Raw genomic sequence first — 18,794 nt, 5'->3', positions numbered from 1 at the left:
ATACTGGAATTTGTCCGTATACATTTTGGAGGAATTGATATGCTACCGAAATATGCTCAAGTAAAAGAAGAAATTTGTTCATGGCTGAATCAAGGAAAAATACAGCCGGACGAAAAGCTGCCTACGGAAAATGAGCTGATGCAGCAGTTCGGCGTCAGCCGCCATACCATCAGAAAGGCGATCGGAGATTTGGTCTCGCAAGGGCTGCTGTACAGCGTTCAGGGCGGAGGCACCTTTGTCGCTTCACGCACGGCGAAATCAGCCATGCATTCAAACAAAACGATCGGCGTCATTACAACGTACATATCAGACTATATTTTTCCGAGCATCATCAGGGGAATCGAATCGTATTTAAGCGAACAGGGCTATTCCATGCTGCTGACGAGCACCAACAACAATACAGAAAGTGAACGGCGCGGCCTTGAAAACCTGCTGTCCAAAAATATAGACGGGCTGATTGTCGAGCCTACAAAAAGCGCGCTGCAGACGCCCAACATCGGCTACTATCTCAATCTGGAGAAAAACGGCATTCCGTTTGCCATGATTAACGCTTCTTATGCGGAGCTGGCCGCACCGAGCTTTTCCGTCAATGATGTCAAAGGCGGCATGATGGCTTGCGAATACGTCATGTCCCTCGGCCACACGCACATTATGGGAATCTTTAAAGCGGATGACACGCAGGGCGTCAAACGGATGAACGGCTATCTTCAGGCGCATCGGGAGCGCGGGATTTTTCCGTCTCCGGACATGATCGTGACTTACACGACTGAGGAAAAAGAAACCGTGCTTCTCCAAAAAATTAAGCATACCCTTGAGCAAAACAGCGGGTCACATCCGACGGCCATTCTTTGCTACAATGACGAAATTGCGCTGAAGACGATTAATCTTCTCAGAGAATTCGGGTTAAAGGTGCCTGATGACGTATCGGTCATGGGCTATGATGATTCACATTTCGCCCAGATTTCCGAGGTGAAGCTCACCTCTGTCAAGCATCCGAAATCCATTATGGGGAAAGCGGCGGCAAAATACGTCATCGACTGCTTAGAACATAAAAAACCGAAGAAGGATGACGTCGTGTATGAACCGGAACTCATCATCCGGAATTCAGTCAAGCTGATCGGCGAATAAAAAAAGCAATGTGCGCGGCACATTGCTTTTTTTGCTCAGCTGTTTTTTAATTCGGCGATGATCTCAAATGATCTCATTCTGTCGGCATGCTCAAAGCTTTCTGAATTCACCATGATTTCATCCGCCTGTGTTGTCCGGATAAAGCTTTCCAGCTTTTCCTTCACACGCTCCGGTCCGCCGACGATCGTTGAACTGAGCTGTTCATTGACCATCGCTTTTTCATACGGCGACCAGATTTGATCCATGTCTTCAACAGGAGGCTTCAGCTGGTTCGGCGTGCCGCGGACGAGGTCTAAAAATCTTTGATAATGCGATGTTGCCAGATGCTCCGCCTTTTCATCCGTATCGGCGGCAATGACGGTGACGCCGACCATCGCGTACGGTTGATCCAGTACGTCTGACGGACGGAAGGAGCTGCGGTACAGCTCAAGGGCGGGCACGGTGTTTTTCGGTGAAAAGTGAGCCGCAAAGGCGAACGGAAGCCCGAGCTCTCCCGCAAGACGCGCGCTGAAGCCGCTTGAGCCCAGAAGCCAGATCGGCACGTCCAGCCCTTCGCCCGGAATGGCGCGGACTTGATTGCGCACATTGCCTGACGGTTTGAAGTAATTTCTCAATTCTTCAAGCTGCTCCGGGAAATCCTCCCCGCTGTTTATGTTTCTTCTTAAGGCCCTCGCCGTTAATTGGTCGGTACCCGGCGCACGCCCGAGTCCGAGGTCAATCCGCCCTGGATATAACGTTTCAAGGGTTCCGAATTGCTCCGCGATTATAAGTGACGAATGATTCGGCAGCATAATACCCCCAGAACCGACGCGGATTTTTTTCGTGCCGCCGGCGATATGGCCGATCAGCACCGCCGTTGCCGAGCTGGCGACACCTTCTATATTATGATGCTCCGCCAGCCAATAGCGGTTATAGCCCCACTCCTCGGCGCGGCGCGCTAAATCCATGCTGTTGCGGAACGATTCAGCAACCGTTCCTCCCTGTACGACCGGCGATAAATTCAATACGGAAAACGCAGTATCTTTCAATGTATGTTCAGCCATCGTTTTCTCCTTTGCGGTTTAGTGTAAGCAGATCTTAAACAAGGTCTTTACCACACACCTTACCACAGCTTTTCCCGTGAGTTAAACAATTTGATTCGATGATCTTCGAACAATCAGTCAGCGGCGGTTTTCTTACGGATGAACAGCTCCTCGGCGACATCAATAAAAAGCTTGGCGGCAAGTGATGCGTCTTTCATGGAAGGAACCGCCAGCTGCACCTCCCTGAATACATCCGGCGCAAACTCTTTAATCACCACTTCTTCCGGGAGGGGATTGCCGGCCATGGACATATCGGATAAGATTGCCATGCCCAACCCCTCCCGCACCATATTGATGGACGTACTGACATTAAACACGGTAAAGGCGGCGCAAAGTTCGGCACCGGCTTGTTTAAACAGGCCTGCAAAAGGTGACGTGTAACCGCCTTCGCAAACCACCATCGGTTCACCGTCCAGATCTTTTATCGTTACGGTTGAGCGTGCGGCGAGAGGATGATCTTTATGCATAACCGCTGCCATTTTGTCTTTTTTCAGCAGAAAGGAATCCATATCCTCTGTCGGGAACAGCAGAATGCCCGCGTCAATCATCCGGGATTGCAGCCATTCTTTTACTTCGTCCGCCGTTCCTTCATGAAGCACCAGTTCAAGCTTCGGATACCGTTTTTTAAACACGCTGATCAGCTTTGGAATGAAATAAGCGGAAGCGGCCGGAAATGTGCCGATGTGAATCGTTCCCTGTTCAAGACCTCTTTCCGCGGCCGCCAGCTGCTCGGCTTTTTCTATGCCTTTGAGCACCTCTCTGATATGGACGAGAATTTTTCCGCCCGTGTCCGTGAGCCTTACGCCGTTGCGGCGCTCGCGGATGATCAGCTTGATGCCGAGCTCTGACTCAAGCGCAGAGATGGCATGGCTGACGGCGGGCTGCGTCATATTCAGCGCCTGCCCCGCTTTTGTAAAGCTTCCCGTTTCAGCGATTTGAACAAAAACCCGCAGTTGTGTAATTGTCATAACGTTTTACTTATGCTCCTTATAAAAAAGATTCATTTTATTTATCTTACTGATTACCGTATCATATGATGGAATTGTTCTACAAGGAGTGAACGACGTGAAACAGCTTTCGAAAATACAGACGGCTCTTATGCTGGCGTTTCTAGTCACGGTATGGGGAATTAACTGGCCGCTGACAAAGGCCGCGCTTGCCTATTCGCCGCCTCTTCTGTTTGCCGGAATCCGCACGCTGATCGGCGGACTTCTATTATTAATGGTGGCGCTGCCCCGTTTTAAAAAGCTGCGTTTTAAAGAAACGTGGCCGATCTATCTTATTTCTGCCATTTTAAATATTACTTTATTTTACGGCCTGCAAACGGTCGGATTGAATTACCTGCCTGCCGGCTTATTTTCAGCCATCGTGTTTTTCCAGCCGGTTTTAATGGGCGTTTTTTCTTGGCTGTGGCTCGGGGAATCGATGTATCCTTTAAAAATAGCCGGTCTTATTCTGGGCTTTGCCGGTGTCGCCGTCATCAGCGCAGCCGGTTTCGGAGGCCATATTTCCATCGCCGGCATTCTTTTGGCCTTAGGCTCTGCGGTCAGCTGGGCGCTCGGCACGGTATATGTGAAAAGAACGGGCGGACGCGCGGATTCTATCTGGATGGTCGCTCTTCAGCTTCTGATCGGCGGCGTACTGCTTGTCAGCTCCGGCCGTTTTTCAGAAAGCTTTTCAGCCATTCAATGGAAAGCTCCGTTCATTCTGAGCCTTCTGTTCATTTCAGTTTTTGTTATCGCGCTCGGCTGGCTCGCCTTTTTTACGCTTGTCGGTTCAGGGGAAGCAAGCAAGGTTGCCTCTTACACCTTCCTGATCCCGCTCATATCCATTGTCGTCAGCTCGATATTCCTGCATGAGCCGCTTACCGTCAGCCTTTTAGCCGGACTGCTTCTGATCGTCACAAGCATTTGTTTAGTGAATATAACACCGAAGAAACTGAAAACACCTGCTCTGGCCGCAGAAAAAAAGGCCGTTCATTAAAAAAACTCTTGCCGCGGGGCAAGAGTTTTTTTATTTATTGACGTCTCCCTTTCACAAGATACGCAGCCGTAATGAGGAGATAGATGGCCGCGGTGATGCATGTGATGACGATGGATGTCGTCGCAATTACGCCGATCAGGATGGCTAAAAGCGCAAGCACCGCGAACCATGTCGTATACGGGAACCATTTGACGTAATAAGCCGGCTGTTCTGTTGAATGTTTTCTTGATTTCAAATGGGCGAATCCGATAATCAGCCAGATGAACAGCACGGTATAGCCGAGTGAACCCATCAAATAATTAAACGTCCGGCTTCCTGCGAATAAAGAAATCAGGACGCCTACATATAAAAATGACGTACAAGTCAGAATCGCATAGACGGGAACCTTTTTCTTCGATAGTTTTGAAAAAACTTTCGGCACCCGGCCGTCAGAAGCCTGCGTAAACAAGACGCGGGATGATCCGTACAGTCCCGAATTCATAGACGAGATAATCGCAAGAAGAATGACGGCATTCATAATATGGTCGGCACCCGGAATTCCGATCATCTTAAATACTATGACAAACGGGCTTTCGGGAACGCTGTTGACTTGATTCCAAGGAATCAGGCTGACGATGATGAAAAACGGCAGCAAGTAAAAAGCGACAATCCGCGTTAACGTGCTTCGGACAGCTTTCGGGATCACCTTTTCGGGATTTTTTGTCTCCGCCAGCGTGACGCCGATGATTTCCGTTCCGCCGTATGAGTAGATCACGACGAGCATCGCCGTAATGACGCCCCCCGCTCCATGCGGGAAAAACCCTCCGTGATCCGTTAAATGAGACAGCCCCGGCGCCGTGTGATTGCCGAATGAGAAAAATAAAAGCAGAATCCCGCATAAAATAAAGATGACAATCACTGTAATTTTAATAAGCGCGAGCCAGTACTCCGTCTCGGCAAACAGTTTCACAGAAAGCATGTTTACGACCGTCACCACGATGGAAATGATCAAAGCCAATATCCATATCGGACATTCCGGCAGCCAATATTGAATGAAAATGGCGGCTACGACCGCCTCCGCGGCAATATTGAGCACCCACATTTTCCAATAGATCCAGTCTAAAAAGTATGCAGCGTACGACCCGAGAGACTGCTGAACCAAATCACGGAACGTCCTTGCATGTTTGTTTCTGACTGCCATTTCGGCCAGCCCTTGCATAATAAACAGCAGAATGATTCCGCCGAGGAGGTAGGCCAGCAGCACGGACGGCCCCGCTTCATCAATCGCCGTGCTGCTGCCTTTAAAGAGCCCGGCCCCGATCGCGCCTCCAAGCGCCATCATCATAATGTGTCTGGACGACATCGTCCGTTTTAACGTTTGCTTGTCCTTTTCCATCTATCACACGCCCTCTCGCAAAAAGTGTTCATCACATAAAAAAGCACGCCGCCTCTTTAGGAAAAGAGACGGCGTGCCTCAGGCAGCCGCGGTACCACTCTTGTTGATCCCGAATATCCGGAATCCAGCTTAAAAACCTTTTAACGAAGGTCAGCCGTTAGGACATAGGGAATATTCCGACAATTCCGTTCCGCCCTGCCACTTCCGGGCGAGTTCAAAGAACAATCAGTCCGCGTTGCACCAACCCGCGGCTCTCTTTTTCTGACTGGATTCTTTTACTGCTCCCGTTCACAGTGTTTTATGTTAAATGAATCTCTTGAGTTTTTATTTTCTGAATATAGTATCATAATATACAGTCTTCTATTTTCAAAGTCAATACTAATTTTTGCCGCCTATTGTCCTACCCGGTGATTCGGAAATTTCAGCTGAAATCCGGACACAAGGCTTTGCTTTCCGGGCGCCGCGCTTTCCGCTTTCACCTTTGTGTTTGCGTATAAAAACAGCGCAAGCGCAATGCCGAATGATATGACGAGAATCCATACTTTTTTCATTCAGGTGCCTCCTCACTTTCTATCATCGGCGGCTTTTTCTCTTTTTTTATATACAAAATTGAAAAAACAATTTTAAAATTCTGTTTTCCTTATATTGAAACTTGCTTTATCATAAAAGTATGCGTTTACATTCGAGTAGGGAGGTTATAGCATGACCCCTGTGAATTCAAGCAGCATCGGGAAGATTCAGGCGGCCAGCAAAGGTTTGTCGCCAAAATTGAGAGCGATTGCAGACCATATCGTGAAGGAACCGAAAGACGTGGTTCACCTTTCCATCATTCAGCTGGCGGAAAAAACGAAAAGCTCTGAAGCGACGATTTTCAGGCTGTGCAAACGGCTCGGTTTTTCCGGCTATCAGGATTTAAAAATCGCGCTTGCTCAGGAGATCGTTCAGGAGCCGGTGCAGCACATTCATGAAGAAATGAGCCCCGACGACGATATCGAAGTCATCATCCAGAAAGTTTTCCGCACAAACATTTCCGGTCTGACCGATACCTTTCATTTATTAGATCCGGCCGACGTTGAAAAAGCGGTAGAAATGATCCACCGCGCAGACAGAATCGAATTTTACGGAAACGGCGGTTCCGGGCTGATCGCCACTGACGCGTATCACAAATTTATGCGTACGGGTATAAATTGCATCGCACACACGGATTCTCACTTTCAGGCGATGTCAGCGGGTCTTCTCGGTCCCGAAAGCGCAGTCATCGGCATTTCTCATTCGGGGAGCAATAAGGACGTGCTTGACGCGGTGAAAATGGCCAAATCGCTCGGCGCCGGTACGATCGGCATTACAAGCTACCAAAAGTCGCCGCTCACCCAGATTTCCGACGTGGTGCTGTATACGTCAACAAGGGAGACGGCTTTCAGAACGGAAGCAATGTCCGCAAGGCTTGCCCAGCTGTCGGTCATTGATACACTGTATTTCGCCACGGCCCGGCTGCGGCAGGAGAAAACGCTCGCCAACTTGCAGCGAATCAGAAAAATGATCGCGCACAAACGTTTGTAATCGCTTTCTGAATATTTATTTTTCAAAAGAGAGAATACCGATACAGCGGGAATTGAGGCAATTTTATGAAAAAAATTTTCTTCTTCATCGTTGATTTATAAAAAAATTATTCCTATAATTGACTTTGTAAGGGCATACATTATCAATCTATCTTATTATTCAATCAGATTAGGCGGGATATATTATGAAGGAAACCCAAGCTGTTATCGGTCTGGATATCGGCACGACCAGTACGAAAGCCGTTCTGTTCGGACCAAGAGGCAAAGTGTTAGCCAAGCATTCGGTTCACTATGATTTAATACAGCCAAAGCCGGCATGGGCCGAGCAGGATCCTGAGCACATTTTGGAAGCGGTTATCGGAAGCATCAGGGGCGCCGTCACAAAGGCCGGACTGAGTCCTGACAATCTGCTTGCAATCGGCATCAGCACCGCCATGCACTCATTGATAGCTGTCGATCAAAACGGCGGCCTGCTGACCAAAAGCATCATTTGGGCGGACAACCGCAGCGCCGAGCAATCAAAACGGATTTTAAAAGAGATGAACGGTTTTGATATTTATAAAAGAACGGGTACGCCGATTCACCCGATGTCTCCGCTTTCCAAAATTGTGTGGATGAAAGAACAGGACAAGGAGACATTCGCGAAAACCGCCAAATTCATCAGTATTAAAGAATATATTCTGCACGAGTTTTTCGGAACTTATGTCGTCGATTATTCGATCGCTTCGGCAACAGGGCTGTTCCGTCTAGATACGCTTTCCTGGGATGAAGAAGCGCTCCGGATTGCCGGAATCCGGGAAGATCAGCTGTCGGACATCGTGCCGACCACTCATCAGCTGCGCGGCCTTGCGCCGGAAATCGCTGCACGGATGGGCATTCATGCGGATACACCGTTTATTATCGGCGCAAATGACGGCGTGCTCGCCAACCTTGGAGTCGGCGCGATCGGCAAAGGCGAAGTGGCCGTTACGATCGGAACGAGCGGAGCCGTGCGTTCGGTGACGGATGCGCCGATTACGGATGAAAAAGCGCGGACATTCTGTTACGCGCTGACTGACAAGCATTGGGTCATCGGAGGCCCGACGAATAACGGAGGCATTATGCTGCGCTGGCTTCGAGACGAATTCGCTTCTCCGGAAGTCGAAACGGCGAAGCGGCTCGGCATTGATCCGTACGATTTAATGATTGATATCGCTGATAAAGTGCCCGCAGGCTCTGAGGGATTGCTGTTTCTGCCGTTTTTATCTGGGGAGCGCGCGCCGTTTTGGAATCCGAATGCCCGCGGAACGTTTTTCGGCATCAGCCTCCGCCATAAACGGGAGCATTTTATCAGAGCGGTGCTGGAAGGCGTCATCATGAGCGTCTTTTCAATCGGTGTCGCACTGAGAGATTTGGCAGGCCCCGCAAAAGACGTGCGGGCTTCGGGAGGATTTGCGAGATCGCCGCTTTGGAGGCAGATTTTGTCCGATACGATGGGACGGGAAGTCCTCGTTCCGGAAAGTTACGAAGCCTCGGCGCTCGGAGCGGCCGTTCTCGCTTTGCACAGCCTTGGCGAAATGGAACGGATCGAGGATGTTCAGGACTGGATCAGAATTTCTCACCGCCATGAACCGAACGTCAAAAACAGCGAAACATATATTGAGCTGTTTTACTTATACGAGCGGCTGTATGACAAGCTCAAAGATGAATTTGACGTCATCAGTGAATTTCAGCTCAAACAAAGCCGTTAATTCTTCTTTGAAAGGGTGAAAAGGTCATGTTACTGTTTATTGTCATTGCCGCTATTATCGTTTTACTCTTATTGATTACGGTCGCTAAATTAAATCCGTTTATCAGTCTTTTGATTACATCCATCCTTGTCGGTTTCGCAACGGGCATGAATCTGCCGGACATTATCGCTTCGATGAAAACCGGGCTCGGCAATACGCTGTCGCTGCTTGCGATCGTGCTGGCCCTCGGTACGATGCTCGGAAAAATGATGGCTGAATCAGGCGGTGCGGAGCGTATCGCCCACACCCTGATCAGCCGCTTCGGCAAAAAGAAAGTGCATTGGGCGATGATGGCCGTCGCTTTTATCGTCGGCATCCCGGTCTTTTTCCAGGTCGGCTTCGTCCTGCTCGTGCCGCTTTTGTTTACGATTGCGATTGAAACCGGCGTTTCATTAGTGACGATCGGGATTCCGCTCCTTGCGGGACTTTCCGTCGTGCACGGATTGGTTCCGCCCCACCCGGCGGCGATGGCGGCTGTCGGCATTTATCACGCCAATGTCGGAAAAACGATTTTGTTTTCTTTAATCGTCGGCATTCCGACTGCCATCATCGCGGGGCCGCTTTACGGAAAATGGATTGGTAAGCGCATTCATAAACCCGTTCCCGAACTGTTGAAAAAACAATTTATTGAACGGAATGAAAAACGCAAGCTTCCGGGATTCGCAAATACATTGTTTACGATATTGGTACCGGTGATCCTGATGCTTATGGCAACGCTTGCCGAAATTGCGCTTCCGGAAAAAAGCGCGCTCTATGAAACTTTTAAATTTATCGGCGACCCTGTCACGGCGCTTTTGATCGCCACGGTTTACTCCTTTTTCAGCCTTGGTTTTTATCAGGGCTTTGACAGAGAAAGCATTTTAAAATTCAGCAATGACTGTCTCGGGCCGATCGCTTCCATTCTGCTTGTGATCGGAGCCGGCGGCGCTTTTAACAACGTCCTGATTGATTCAGGCGTCGGCACGTATATCGCTGACATGGCGAAGCATTCAAGCTTCTCTCCCGTTCTTTTAAGCTGGACGATCGCGGCGGTCATCCGCGTCGCCACAGGTTCAGCGACTGTCGCCATGATGACGGCGGCCGGCATTGTTGCACCGATTGCATCTGTCATGCCGGGCGTCAGCAGTGAGCTTCTCGTTTTGGCAACGGGAGCGGGCTCTTTGATTCTGTCACATGTCAATGACTCCGGTTTCTGGCTCATTAAAGAGTATTTCGGAATGACAGTAAAAGAAACGTTCCTGACATGGACGGCGATGGAAACGATTATTTCTGTCAGTGCGATCTGTTTTATCATGATCATTAACGCGTTTATATAAAAACAAACCCCGGCCGAAAACCGGGGTTTGTTTTTTTATCGGTCATTCACAAGGATATAAGCGGCTTTAACGGGTCCGTGGACGCCGACAACCAAATCCATTTCGATATCGGCCGAGTTGCTCGGTCCAGTAATATAGTTGATGCAGGAAGGAACGGTGACGCCGTCTCTGATCTGCTGTTTCAGTATATCGCTGGCCTGTGTCATTCTCGGCACAATGGAAGATTTTGGGATGATTGCGATATAGGTGGTCGGAAGCAGGCTGACGGAACGGCCGGCATGCTCTGACGCATACAAAACGACGGTGGCTGATTCCGCAAGCGTGATCTCGCTGAATGTAATGCCCACATTCGCTTGTTCCGCTTTTTCAATATTTTTCGCTCCTTGTTCCGCGTCCCATTCCCAAACGGGAATCCCTTCATCCGGCCACTCTTCTGTCATAAGGGTCTGCAAGCCGTACGTTTCAAACCGGCTGTCCTTCGGAATGATGACAGGCCCTCCTTCAAAACGGTTCACCTGCGTGCGCAAAGCGTCGTAAAGCCCGGCTGCATCCGTTTCGATCAGTTCGGTATGAATGTTGACGCAGTGGTCTTTCAGCATCGTGACAAGATCGTCTTCCGTACAGTCCGCATGCGTTTGATATTGAGGCTGATACTTCCATTCAGGCAGGGACACGCCTGATTTTCTGCGCTCTCTGCCCAGATTTTCGGCGATCCGGTTTAAAAAGGATTCCTGATGTGTAACCGTCCCTTTCATCATCATTCTTCCCCCTTTTGTTTTTCCCGGTCTTTAAACCAATCTCTGAATCTCGATTTATGCGGCGCCGGGAAATCCCGTATTGCCGTCCATTCTTTTAACGGCCCCGGCCCTTTTGATATTTTGTCATCTTCCGTAAACGGCGTCATGGCGGCAGGCGCCCATTTCGATCCCATTTTATAAAGGGACGGGGATGACGAGCCGAGCCCGAAGGCTTTCATCGCCAGTTTTTCGCTGATCGGCGCTTTGCCCTCTTTTTCCACGATGTTCTGCCGATGCTTGAGCAGCAGCTCGTGCAGCGGAATTTTAACGGGACATGCTTCCGTACAGGCCGCACATAAGGAAGATGCGTACGGGAGCTCCTTGTATTCGTCATATCCGCCGAGAAGAGGCGATAAGACGGCGCCGATCGGACCCGAATAGATGGACCCGTACGAGTGTCCGCCGACATGCCGGTACACGGGACAGACGTTGATGCAGGCGGCGCAGCGGATACATTGCAGCACCGATTGAAATTCCGTGCCGAGTATGCGGGAACGCCCGTTGTCCACAACCACGAGGTGGAATTCCTCAGGCCCGTCAGCTTCTCCTTGCTGACGAGGTCCCGTCAGCGCCGTAATGTAACTTGTAAGCCGCTGGCCGACCGCGCTTCTCGTCAGCATGCTGACAAGCACTTCAAACTCAGAAAATGACGGAACGATCCGCTCCATTCCCATCACGGTGATCTGCGTCTTCGGCAGCGCGGACACAAGACGGCCGTTTCCTTCGTTCGTCACGAGACTGACCGATCCGGTATCCGCGATCGCAAAGTTGCAGCCTGTAATGCCGACATCCGCTTCGAGAAATTTTTTCCGGAGAACGCTGCGCGCGTGCATGACGAGCTCTTCCGGTTTTTCCGTCTGTTTGTATTCGAGTCTCTCTTTAAACACGTCACGGATCTGCTCTTTGTTTTTGTGAAGAGCGGGAGCAACGATATGTGACGGCGGATCGTGGTCGTCAATCTGGAGAATGTATTCGCCGAGATCCGTTTCTGTGACTTCACAGCCCTCTTCCTCAAGCACTTCGTTCATATTGATTTCTTCTGTCACCATGGATTTGGATTTTACGATTTTTTTGGCGTTTTTCTGCCGGATGACATCGCGGATATAGGAGGACGCTTCTTCCGCCGTTTCGGCGAAAAAGACATGTCCGCCTCTGTTGGCGACGTTTTCGGCGAGCTGTTCCAAATAGAAATCAAGATTGTCCAGCACATGCTGTCTGATTTCTTCCGCATGGGAACGCCAATCCTCCCAGTTTCCCAATTCTTCGGCCGCCTGAAGCCTTCTTGTCCTGAGCCGTTCCTGCGCTCCGGAGACGGCTCCTCTCATAAACTCATTATCTATTCCTTCTGATACCCGCTCTTTAAAAGCGGCGGTACCGATTTTCATCGCCATGATTTTCCCCCCTTGTTGTTTCCCGTGTTATCTGCTGTTCAGCACTTCGGCGATGTGCATGACTCTGACGTTTTTATCCTTACGGTCAAGACGCCCGCCGATATTCATCAGACAGCCGCAATCCGCCCCGATCAGCACTTCGGCCTCCGTGTCTTCCACGCAGGCGACCTTCTCATCCACCATTTGTTCAGAGATTTGCGCCATTTTCACAGAAAACGTTCCTCCGAATCCGCAGCATTGGTGCTTTCCGGGAAGCGCGGTCAGCTCGAGCCCCTTGACATGGCGCAAAAGCTTCATCGGCTCCTCCGACACGCCGAGCAGCCTCGTCATGTGGCACGATGTATGGACTGTCGCTTTTTTTTGCAGCACCGCCCCGACATCCTCCACCCCGAGAACGTTGACGATAAAATCTGTTAACTCATATGTTTTGTCCGCAAGCTGCTGCGCTTTTGCCGCCCACTTCGGATCGTCCTGAAACAGATGCGGATATTCACGGAACATCGTCGTACAGGAACCTGACGGACTGACAACGTACTCCGCTTCTTCAAACGCGGCAATCATCCGCTTCATCGCTTTTTTCGCATCCGTCACATACCCGCTGTTGTATGCGGGCTGCCCGCAGCAAATCTGCCCCTCGGGAAAATCCACCTCACACCCGAGCCGTTCCAGCACCTCAACCGTCGCCTTTCCGACATTGGTCTGGAACATATCCACAAGGCACGTGACAAATAATGAGACTTTCATGATGAACCCCTCTTTCATCCTCAATATGTGATCCGGTCATCTGATGACCTGTTTTTAGGAAAGCTCTATGAATATCCTACACTATTCTGAATATGGATTGGAAGGTTTTTCTGAAAAATCCTTTCGCCTGATGTGCTGAAGGGGACAAAAAAAGAGAAGCCCGAAAGCTCCTCATGCTGCTCTACACCCCGTTTTCCAGCAGACGTCCCAGTTTTTGCACACCCTCTTTTATCGCGGCTTTACCGGCATAACTGAACGACAGGCGAAGATATTCGGCACCGTCTTCCTGATGCAGAAAAAAATATTTACCGGGTACATAGGAAACGCCGTGAGAAAGAGCCCTCGCCAGCATTGCGGATGTATCCGCCCCAGGCGCTTTCACCCATACAAAGTAACCGCCTTCAGGCACGTGCCAGGATGCGGATTCCGGAAGATATCGCGCTGATGCGGCGAGCAAAACATCACGTTTGCTTCGATATGCTTCCCGCAAGGCGGCGAGCCGTTCTTCCACATTCGTTTGTTCCAGATAGACGGCGGTCACCGCTTGGGAAAACGGGTGGCCTAAGTCTTTTTTTAACCATGACAATGCCGTGATGAATGCGGCGTCCCCTGCAATCCAGCCGATCCTCATACCCGGGGCGATGACTTTTGATAATGAACCGGCGTACAGCACCCGGCCGTTTTGATCCATAGCTTTCAAAGGCGGCGGAATATCAGTGAATCCGAGCTCACCGTATGCATCATCCTCCAAGATGAGAAAATCATACGCTTCGGCAAGTTGAAGCAGGCGGGTTCTCCGCTTCGCTGACATTACGGTTCCCGCAGGATTCTGAAAAGCGGGTATCGTGTAGAGAAGACGGGGAATCAGAAGCCCTTTTCGTTTTCTTTCCTCAAGCATGAACGCTAATGTTTCTGTTTGCAGGCCCTCTTGATCTGTCGGAATGCTCATGATATGCGGTGTGTAATTTTTAAAAATCTCGAGCGCTTCCATATAGACCGGAGCTTCAACGGCAGCGGCGGTTTGTTCATCGAGGAAAACCCGGGCTGCCAGATCTATCGCCTGACAGGCGCCTGACGTCACGAGCAGCTCATCGTCCCGACAGTGAATGCCGCGGGTGGCTAACCGTTCTTGAATCTGCTTTTTTAAAACGGCCGTCCTCGGGCTTCCCATATAATGCAGCGGCAGATCGCGCTCCTCATCCAGAAGGCGGGCGGCGGCTTCTTTCAGCTCCTTATCAGGAACGAGTGCGGGATCGGGATAGCCGGAATGCAGGGGGATGCACGCTTTCGGAACTGCCGGCATCCATTCCCCGGGAGGATCGTTTGTCAGAGCTTTCTTTACATGGTCAGAAAAAAAAGATTCGGCCTGCATGTGATGTTATCCCCTTTCACAAGTCAGCTTCTATACATTTTCTTCAAAATAAGCCCCCAGCACTTCTTCCACATTCGTCAGATGCGCCGTCATCGCCGCTTCCGCTTCATCCGCGTCTTTGGCGGCGACGGCGCTGTAAATGCGTTCATGCTCTTCATACAATCGCTGCACGCTCGTTCGTTTAGAAAACAGCCAAATTTTTCTCGTTTCTCTCATTGTTTCCAAAAGAAGCGCGGAGACATGATTCATGAGATGCTTGAGCAGCCCGTTTTGTGATGCTTCCGCCAGCGCCATGTGAAAGGAGAAATCCGCTTTTTCGCCCAATTCTTCGTCTCCGTCAATGCCTTTCATCTCCAGGAGAGCTTGGCGGATTTTTTGTAAATCGTCTTCGGTGCGTTTTTCAGCGGCCATGGCGGCGACGCCGAGTTCAAGCAGCTTTCTGACTTCGAGCAGCTGTTTGACGTCCTCTTTTTTCATCAAGAGGGCGGAAGAAAGCGGCTGGGAAACATGAGACGGCTCAAATTCTCTTATGTATGTGCCTTCTCCCTGCTTCATGTCGACGAGCCCCATCGCTTTCAAAGCCGACAGCGCTTCTCTGACCGCCGAGCGGCTGACCTGAAAACTCTCAGAAAGCGCCTGAACGGAATCAAGCTTTTCACCCGGCTTAAGCTCGCCCGCTTTTATCTTCTCCAGCAATGCGTCAGCGACTTCTTCGTAGATTTTTTTCGTTTTAATTTGTTTATATTTCAACGCGATCACCCCGTCACTTGTGAATCTTGATGTTTATCGTCTATTATACTTCTTTTTTCGCACCGCCGACAGGTTCAGACAATTTGTTCAAGAAAAGTATTGTACTTTCAAAACTTTCAAAATATAATGCTAATTAACCCGGTCATCAGATGACCTTATCATAAAAAGTAATCGCTTACATGACATAAGGAGGGGTTTTTTAGGGATGCAATGGACACAGGGGTACGCTCCTTTAGGGGGAAATTTGCTTTTATCGGCAGCTTGCGCGCTCGTGCCGATTATCTTCTTTTTTTGGGCGCTTGCGGTGAAACGGATGAAGGGGTACATCGCGGGGCTTTTCACGTTAGCCGTTTCACTTTTAATCGCTGTATTTGTTTACGGCATGCCGGCGGAAAAAGCGGTGATGTCCGCTTCTCAGGGAGCGGTGTACGGGCTGCTTCCGATCGGCTGGATTATCGTCACATCGGTCTTTCTGTATAAAATCACCGTGAAAACGGGACAGTTTGAGATTATCCGGAGTTCGGTGCTCTCAATTACAGATGATCGGCGTTTGCAGGCGCTGCTCATCGCCTTTTCATTCGGGGCGTTTTTAGAAGGCGCCGCCGGTTTCGGCGCTCCCGTCGCGATCTCGGCCGCTTTGCTCGTCGGACTTGGTTTTCAGCCGCTGTATGCGGCGGGGATTTGCCTGATTGCCAATACGGCGCCCGTTGCCTTCGGCGCGATCGGCATTCCGATTACCGCTGTCGAAGGTCCGACCGGGATACCGGCAATGGAAATTTCTCAAATGGTCGGCCGGCAGCTTCCGTTTTTATCCGTCTTTATTCCGCTTTACTTAATCATTTTGATGAGCGGGTTTAAAAAGGCTTTTGAGATATGGCCGGCCATTCTTGTTTCCGGCGTCTCCTTTGCGGCCGTGCAGTACGCAAGCTCGAATTTTTTAGGGCCTGAGCTGCCGGATGTGCTGTCGGCGCTTGTTTCCATGGCCGCGCTCGCTGTGTTTTTGAAATTTTGGAAACCGAAAACGGCCTTTCGTTTCGCGGCAGAACGGGAATCAGCAGCGGCCGCTGACCGGGCGCCGATCAAGTACGGGGGCGCCGCGGTGTTTAAAGCGTGGTCTCCTTTCCTTCTTCTGACGGCCATGATATCCGTCTGGGGGATTCCCGGCGTGAAGGCTGCCTTAACCGGTCATTACGAAGGAACGTCAATGTGGCTTTCCTGGCTGAATGCAGCCGGGCGTGCATTGACCTTCACGCCTCCCGTACCATTTGTAAATCAGCAGATTCTTCAGGCGGACGGCACGCCGATTGAAGCCGTGTACAAACTTGAGCTTTTCGGTTCAGCGGGAACGGCGATTCTGATTGCCGCCGTCATCTCCAAGTTCGCCCTCGGCATGTCGTGGAAGACGTGGGGCGAAGCGTTTATAGAAACGGTGAAAGAGTTAACGCTTCCGGTCGTGACCATTGTTTCTGTTGTCGGCTTCGCTTATGTGACGAATGCTTCCGGCATGAGCACGACACTCGGTCTTGCGCTTGCCATGACGGGCGCGATGTTTACCTTTTTTTCGCCGGTGCTCGGCTGGCTCGGCGTATTTATTACCGGCTCTGATACGTCGGCCAACCTGTTGTTCGGCGGATTGCAAAAGGTGACGGCGCTCTCTGTCGGAATGGACCCGGTTCTCTCCGTTGCCGCCAATTCATCAGGCGGTGTCACCGGAAAAATGATTTCTCCGCAATCCATTGCGGTTGCCTGTGCCGCTGTCGGTCTGGCGGGCAAGGAAGCCGACCTTTTCCGCTTTACGATTAAGCACAGTCTGTTTTTGCTTCTGCTCGTCTGTCTTATTACATTTTTACAGCATCATCTGTTTTCATGGATGATCCCGTAACACGGAGAACCTCCCCGGGGTTTGGCTCGGGGAGGTTTCAGCTGTACCGTTTTCTCGCCGATGACGGCGGAATATTTAATTGGTCACGGTATTTGGCGACGGTGCGCCTTGAGATTCGGATGTCATATTGTTCATGCAGCAGATCGGCAAGCTTTTGGTCTGAAAAAGGTTTCTTTTTATCTTCTTTATGGACCAATTCCTCCAGATGCGCTTTTACGGCATAATTGGAGGCGCCGCCGTCCCCCGATGATTCAGCTTTCGCCGAGAAAAATGTTTTCATTTCATACAGTCCGTACGGCGTCTGAACGTACTTCCCTTTGATGGCCCGGCTGATCGTTGATTCGTGGAGCTCCAGCGTTTCCGCCACCTCTCTTAAGGTCAGCGGCTGCATTCCGCTTTTTCCTGTGAGAAAAAAGGATTCCTGCCGTTCAGTCAGGACGCCGATAATTCTCGTGATCGTTTGTTTTCTTTGCGACAAAGCCCGGTTCAGCCAGCGCCATTCCTGATATTTTGCCGACAGATAATTTTTCGTGTCACGGCACCCGGCAGCTGACAAGAGCGGCTGATAATGGGTATGAAGCTGGATGTCAGGAAACGAACGGCTGTTGAGCCGCGCTTGAATGATGCCGTTTTTCACTGTGATGAAAATATCCGGTTCCACGTAAAAACCCGGCTCCTCATGCGCATAACGGAGCCCCGGCCTCGGATCAAGCGCGCTGATCATGTCAGCGATGTCCTGAATGTCTTTAAGCGGAATGCCCGTTTTCGTTGTAAGCGCTTTCCAGTTCTTTCTTGCAAATAGCTCAAAATAGGCGTCGGCAATCCATTCCGCCTGTTCGTTCCGCTCGGGAAGACGGCGGAGCTGAAGAAGGATGCATTCCTGCAAAGACCGGGCGCCGATTCCCGCGGGCTCAAGGGATTGAAGCTTTTTCAGAACCGCTTCCGTCTCCTCTTGTGAAGCGGATACATGGTCGGCGGCAGCTGGTATGTCCTCTTTTAAATATCCGTTTGAGTCCAATGAATGTATCAGATAATTGAAAATCTTTTTCTCATCATCGGACAGCTTCATATCTAAGGCTTGCTGTTTGAGCGAATCCTGCAGCGTTTTGCGGGTAAGTCTGATCTGCTGGCTTCCGTCCCGTTCTTTCATCCTGTTTTTATTTGTTTTATGGTAAGATAGTGGCGGCGTGTCTGTTTCCTTTCGTTCAATCAGAGGGTTTTCCAGTGAGAGCTCATCAATATATCCGGCCAGTTCCGCGGAATTGTATCCGAGTAATGTGATAGCCTGTTTAAGCTCTTGCGTTAATTGAGGCTTTAACATTTGTGTTTGCTGAAGTTTGATATCCATCATGCTCACTCCCCTTTTTTCATTGTACATGATTGGTTTCATACCGTATATACTTATTAAAAGGAGTTGCTTTATAGATGTCAGAACTTTTTTCTGTTCCTTATTTTATTGAAAACTTTACACAGCACATTGAAATGAATCCGAATGAAGACCGAATTCATGCGATGAACAGCTATTACCGCTCCGTCGTCTCAACCCTTGTTCAGGATCAGCTGACGAAAAACTCGGTTGTGCTCAAAAGAATTCAGCATTTGGATGAGGCGTACAACAAAGTAAAACGCGGAGAAACAAAATAAAC

General features: G+C 50.1%; 17 protein-coding genes and 1 other annotated feature. Of the genes, 7 read left to right on the top strand and 10 right to left on the bottom strand.

Going from position 1 to position 18,794, the window contains the following annotated elements; all coding sequences use genetic code 11:
- The first annotated feature begins 39 nt into the window (after positions 1-39).
- The gene (locus tag ACNFN4_RS08330) at positions 40-1,128 is read left to right on the top strand and encodes a GntR family transcriptional regulator (protein ID WP_141235108.1); all 1,089 of its coding nucleotides are present in this window, start codon (positions 40-42) and stop codon (positions 1,126-1,128) included.
- Between the two features lie 35 nt (positions 1,129-1,163).
- Here ACNFN4_RS08330 and ACNFN4_RS08325 read toward each other — a convergent pair whose 3' ends face one another.
- Together ACNFN4_RS08325 and ACNFN4_RS08320 are read right to left on the bottom strand one after the other, a co-directional pair.
- Positions 1,164-2,171, bottom strand: coding sequence for an LLM class flavin-dependent oxidoreductase (locus ACNFN4_RS08325; protein ID WP_014305852.1), 1,008 nt, complete (start codon positions 2,169-2,171; stop codon positions 1,164-1,166).
- A 113-nt stretch (positions 2,172-2,284) separates the two neighbouring features.
- Positions 2,285-3,178, bottom strand: coding sequence for a LysR family transcriptional regulator (locus tag ACNFN4_RS08320; RefSeq protein WP_022553810.1), 894 nt, complete (start codon positions 3,176-3,178; stop codon positions 2,285-2,287).
- 97 nt (positions 3,179-3,275) lie between these two features.
- Here ACNFN4_RS08320 and ACNFN4_RS08315 point away from each other — a divergent pair, with 97 nt between their 5' ends.
- Positions 3,276-4,193, top strand: coding sequence for a DMT family transporter (locus tag ACNFN4_RS08315; protein WP_072177071.1), 918 nt, complete (start codon positions 3,276-3,278; stop codon positions 4,191-4,193).
- Between the two features lie 34 nt (positions 4,194-4,227).
- Here ACNFN4_RS08315 and ACNFN4_RS08310 read toward each other — a convergent pair whose 3' ends face one another.
- Together ACNFN4_RS08310 and ACNFN4_RS08305 are read right to left on the bottom strand one after the other, a co-directional pair.
- The gene (locus ACNFN4_RS08310; protein ID WP_029973563.1) at positions 4,228-5,568 is read right to left on the bottom strand and encodes an amino acid permease; all 1,341 of its coding nucleotides are present in this window, start codon (positions 5,566-5,568) and stop codon (positions 4,228-4,230) included.
- 61 nt (positions 5,569-5,629) lie between these two features.
- Positions 5,630-5,869, bottom strand: a binding site (T-box leader).
- A gap of 91 nt (positions 5,870-5,960) precedes the next feature.
- Complete coding sequence (locus tag ACNFN4_RS08305) at positions 5,961-6,119, bottom strand: hypothetical protein (RefSeq protein ID WP_014418916.1); 159 nt, start codon at positions 6,117-6,119, stop codon at positions 5,961-5,963.
- A 151-nt stretch (positions 6,120-6,270) separates the two neighbouring features.
- On the opposite strand from ACNFN4_RS08305, the gene ACNFN4_RS08300 reads away from it, so the two are divergent.
- The 3 genes from ACNFN4_RS08300 to ACNFN4_RS08290 all read left to right on the top strand — a co-directional run bounded on the left by ACNFN4_RS08300 (position 6,271) and on the right by ACNFN4_RS08290 (position 10,212).
- A complete protein-coding gene (locus ACNFN4_RS08300; protein WP_061862583.1) occupies positions 6,271-7,128 on the top strand; it encodes a MurR/RpiR family transcriptional regulator in 858 nt (285 codons plus the stop codon).
- 184 nt (positions 7,129-7,312) lie between these two features.
- Positions 7,313-8,857 (top strand): gluconokinase, encoded by a 1,545-nt coding sequence (gene gntK, locus ACNFN4_RS08295; RefSeq protein WP_007407372.1) that lies wholly within the window; start codon positions 7,313-7,315, stop codon positions 8,855-8,857.
- Between the two features lie 26 nt (positions 8,858-8,883).
- A complete protein-coding gene (locus ACNFN4_RS08290; protein ID WP_160183029.1) occupies positions 8,884-10,212 on the top strand; it encodes a GntP family permease in 1,329 nt (442 codons plus the stop codon).
- A gap of 35 nt (positions 10,213-10,247) precedes the next feature.
- Here the strand turns inward: ACNFN4_RS08290 and ACNFN4_RS08285 are convergent, their stop codons facing one another.
- The 5 genes from ACNFN4_RS08285 to ACNFN4_RS08265 form a co-directional block, all read right to left on the bottom strand.
- The gene (locus ACNFN4_RS08285) at positions 10,248-10,970 is read right to left on the bottom strand and encodes a LutC/YkgG family protein (RefSeq protein WP_021495223.1); all 723 of its coding nucleotides are present in this window, start codon (positions 10,968-10,970) and stop codon (positions 10,248-10,250) included.
- Positions 10,970-12,400, bottom strand: a complete 1,431-nt coding sequence (locus ACNFN4_RS08280; RefSeq protein ID WP_007407375.1) for a LutB/LldF family L-lactate oxidation iron-sulfur protein — start codon at positions 12,398-12,400, stop codon at positions 10,970-10,972. The genes ACNFN4_RS08285 and ACNFN4_RS08280 overlap by 1 nt, the downstream gene beginning before the upstream one ends.
- A 27-nt stretch (positions 12,401-12,427) precedes the next feature.
- Positions 12,428-13,144, bottom strand: a complete 717-nt coding sequence (locus tag ACNFN4_RS08275; protein WP_014418920.1) for a (Fe-S)-binding protein — start codon at positions 13,142-13,144, stop codon at positions 12,428-12,430.
- Between the two features lie 181 nt (positions 13,145-13,325).
- Entirely contained in the window at positions 13,326-14,516 is a 1,191-nt protein-coding gene (locus ACNFN4_RS08270; RefSeq protein ID WP_021495224.1) for an aminotransferase-like domain-containing protein, read from the bottom strand.
- Between the two features lie 30 nt (positions 14,517-14,546).
- Positions 14,547-15,266, bottom strand: a complete 720-nt coding sequence (locus ACNFN4_RS08265) for a FadR/GntR family transcriptional regulator (protein WP_014418922.1) — start codon at positions 15,264-15,266, stop codon at positions 14,547-14,549.
- Between the two features lie 205 nt (positions 15,267-15,471).
- On the opposite strand from ACNFN4_RS08265, the gene lutP reads away from it, so the two are divergent.
- On the top strand, positions 15,472-17,148 hold the full coding sequence (lutP, locus tag ACNFN4_RS08260) for an L-lactate permease LutP (RefSeq protein ID WP_021495226.1): 1,677 nt from the start codon (positions 15,472-15,474) through the stop codon (positions 17,146-17,148).
- Positions 17,149-17,185: 37 nt separating this feature from the next.
- Here the strand turns inward: lutP and rpoN are convergent, their stop codons facing one another.
- On the bottom strand, positions 17,186-18,496 hold the full coding sequence (rpoN, locus tag ACNFN4_RS08255) for an RNA polymerase factor sigma-54 (RefSeq protein ID WP_448200117.1): 1,311 nt from the start codon (positions 18,494-18,496) through the stop codon (positions 17,186-17,188).
- 77 nt (positions 18,497-18,573) lie between these two features.
- Between rpoN and yvfG the strand changes: the two genes are divergently transcribed.
- Complete coding sequence (gene yvfG / locus ACNFN4_RS08250; protein ID WP_003151570.1) at positions 18,574-18,792, top strand: protein YvfG; 219 nt, start codon at positions 18,574-18,576, stop codon at positions 18,790-18,792.
- Positions 18,793-18,794 lie beyond the last annotated feature (2 nt).

This window comes from Bacillus sp. N1(2025) (assembly GCF_053470005.1).
This window is presented reverse-complemented; position numbering and strand designations above follow the sequence as displayed.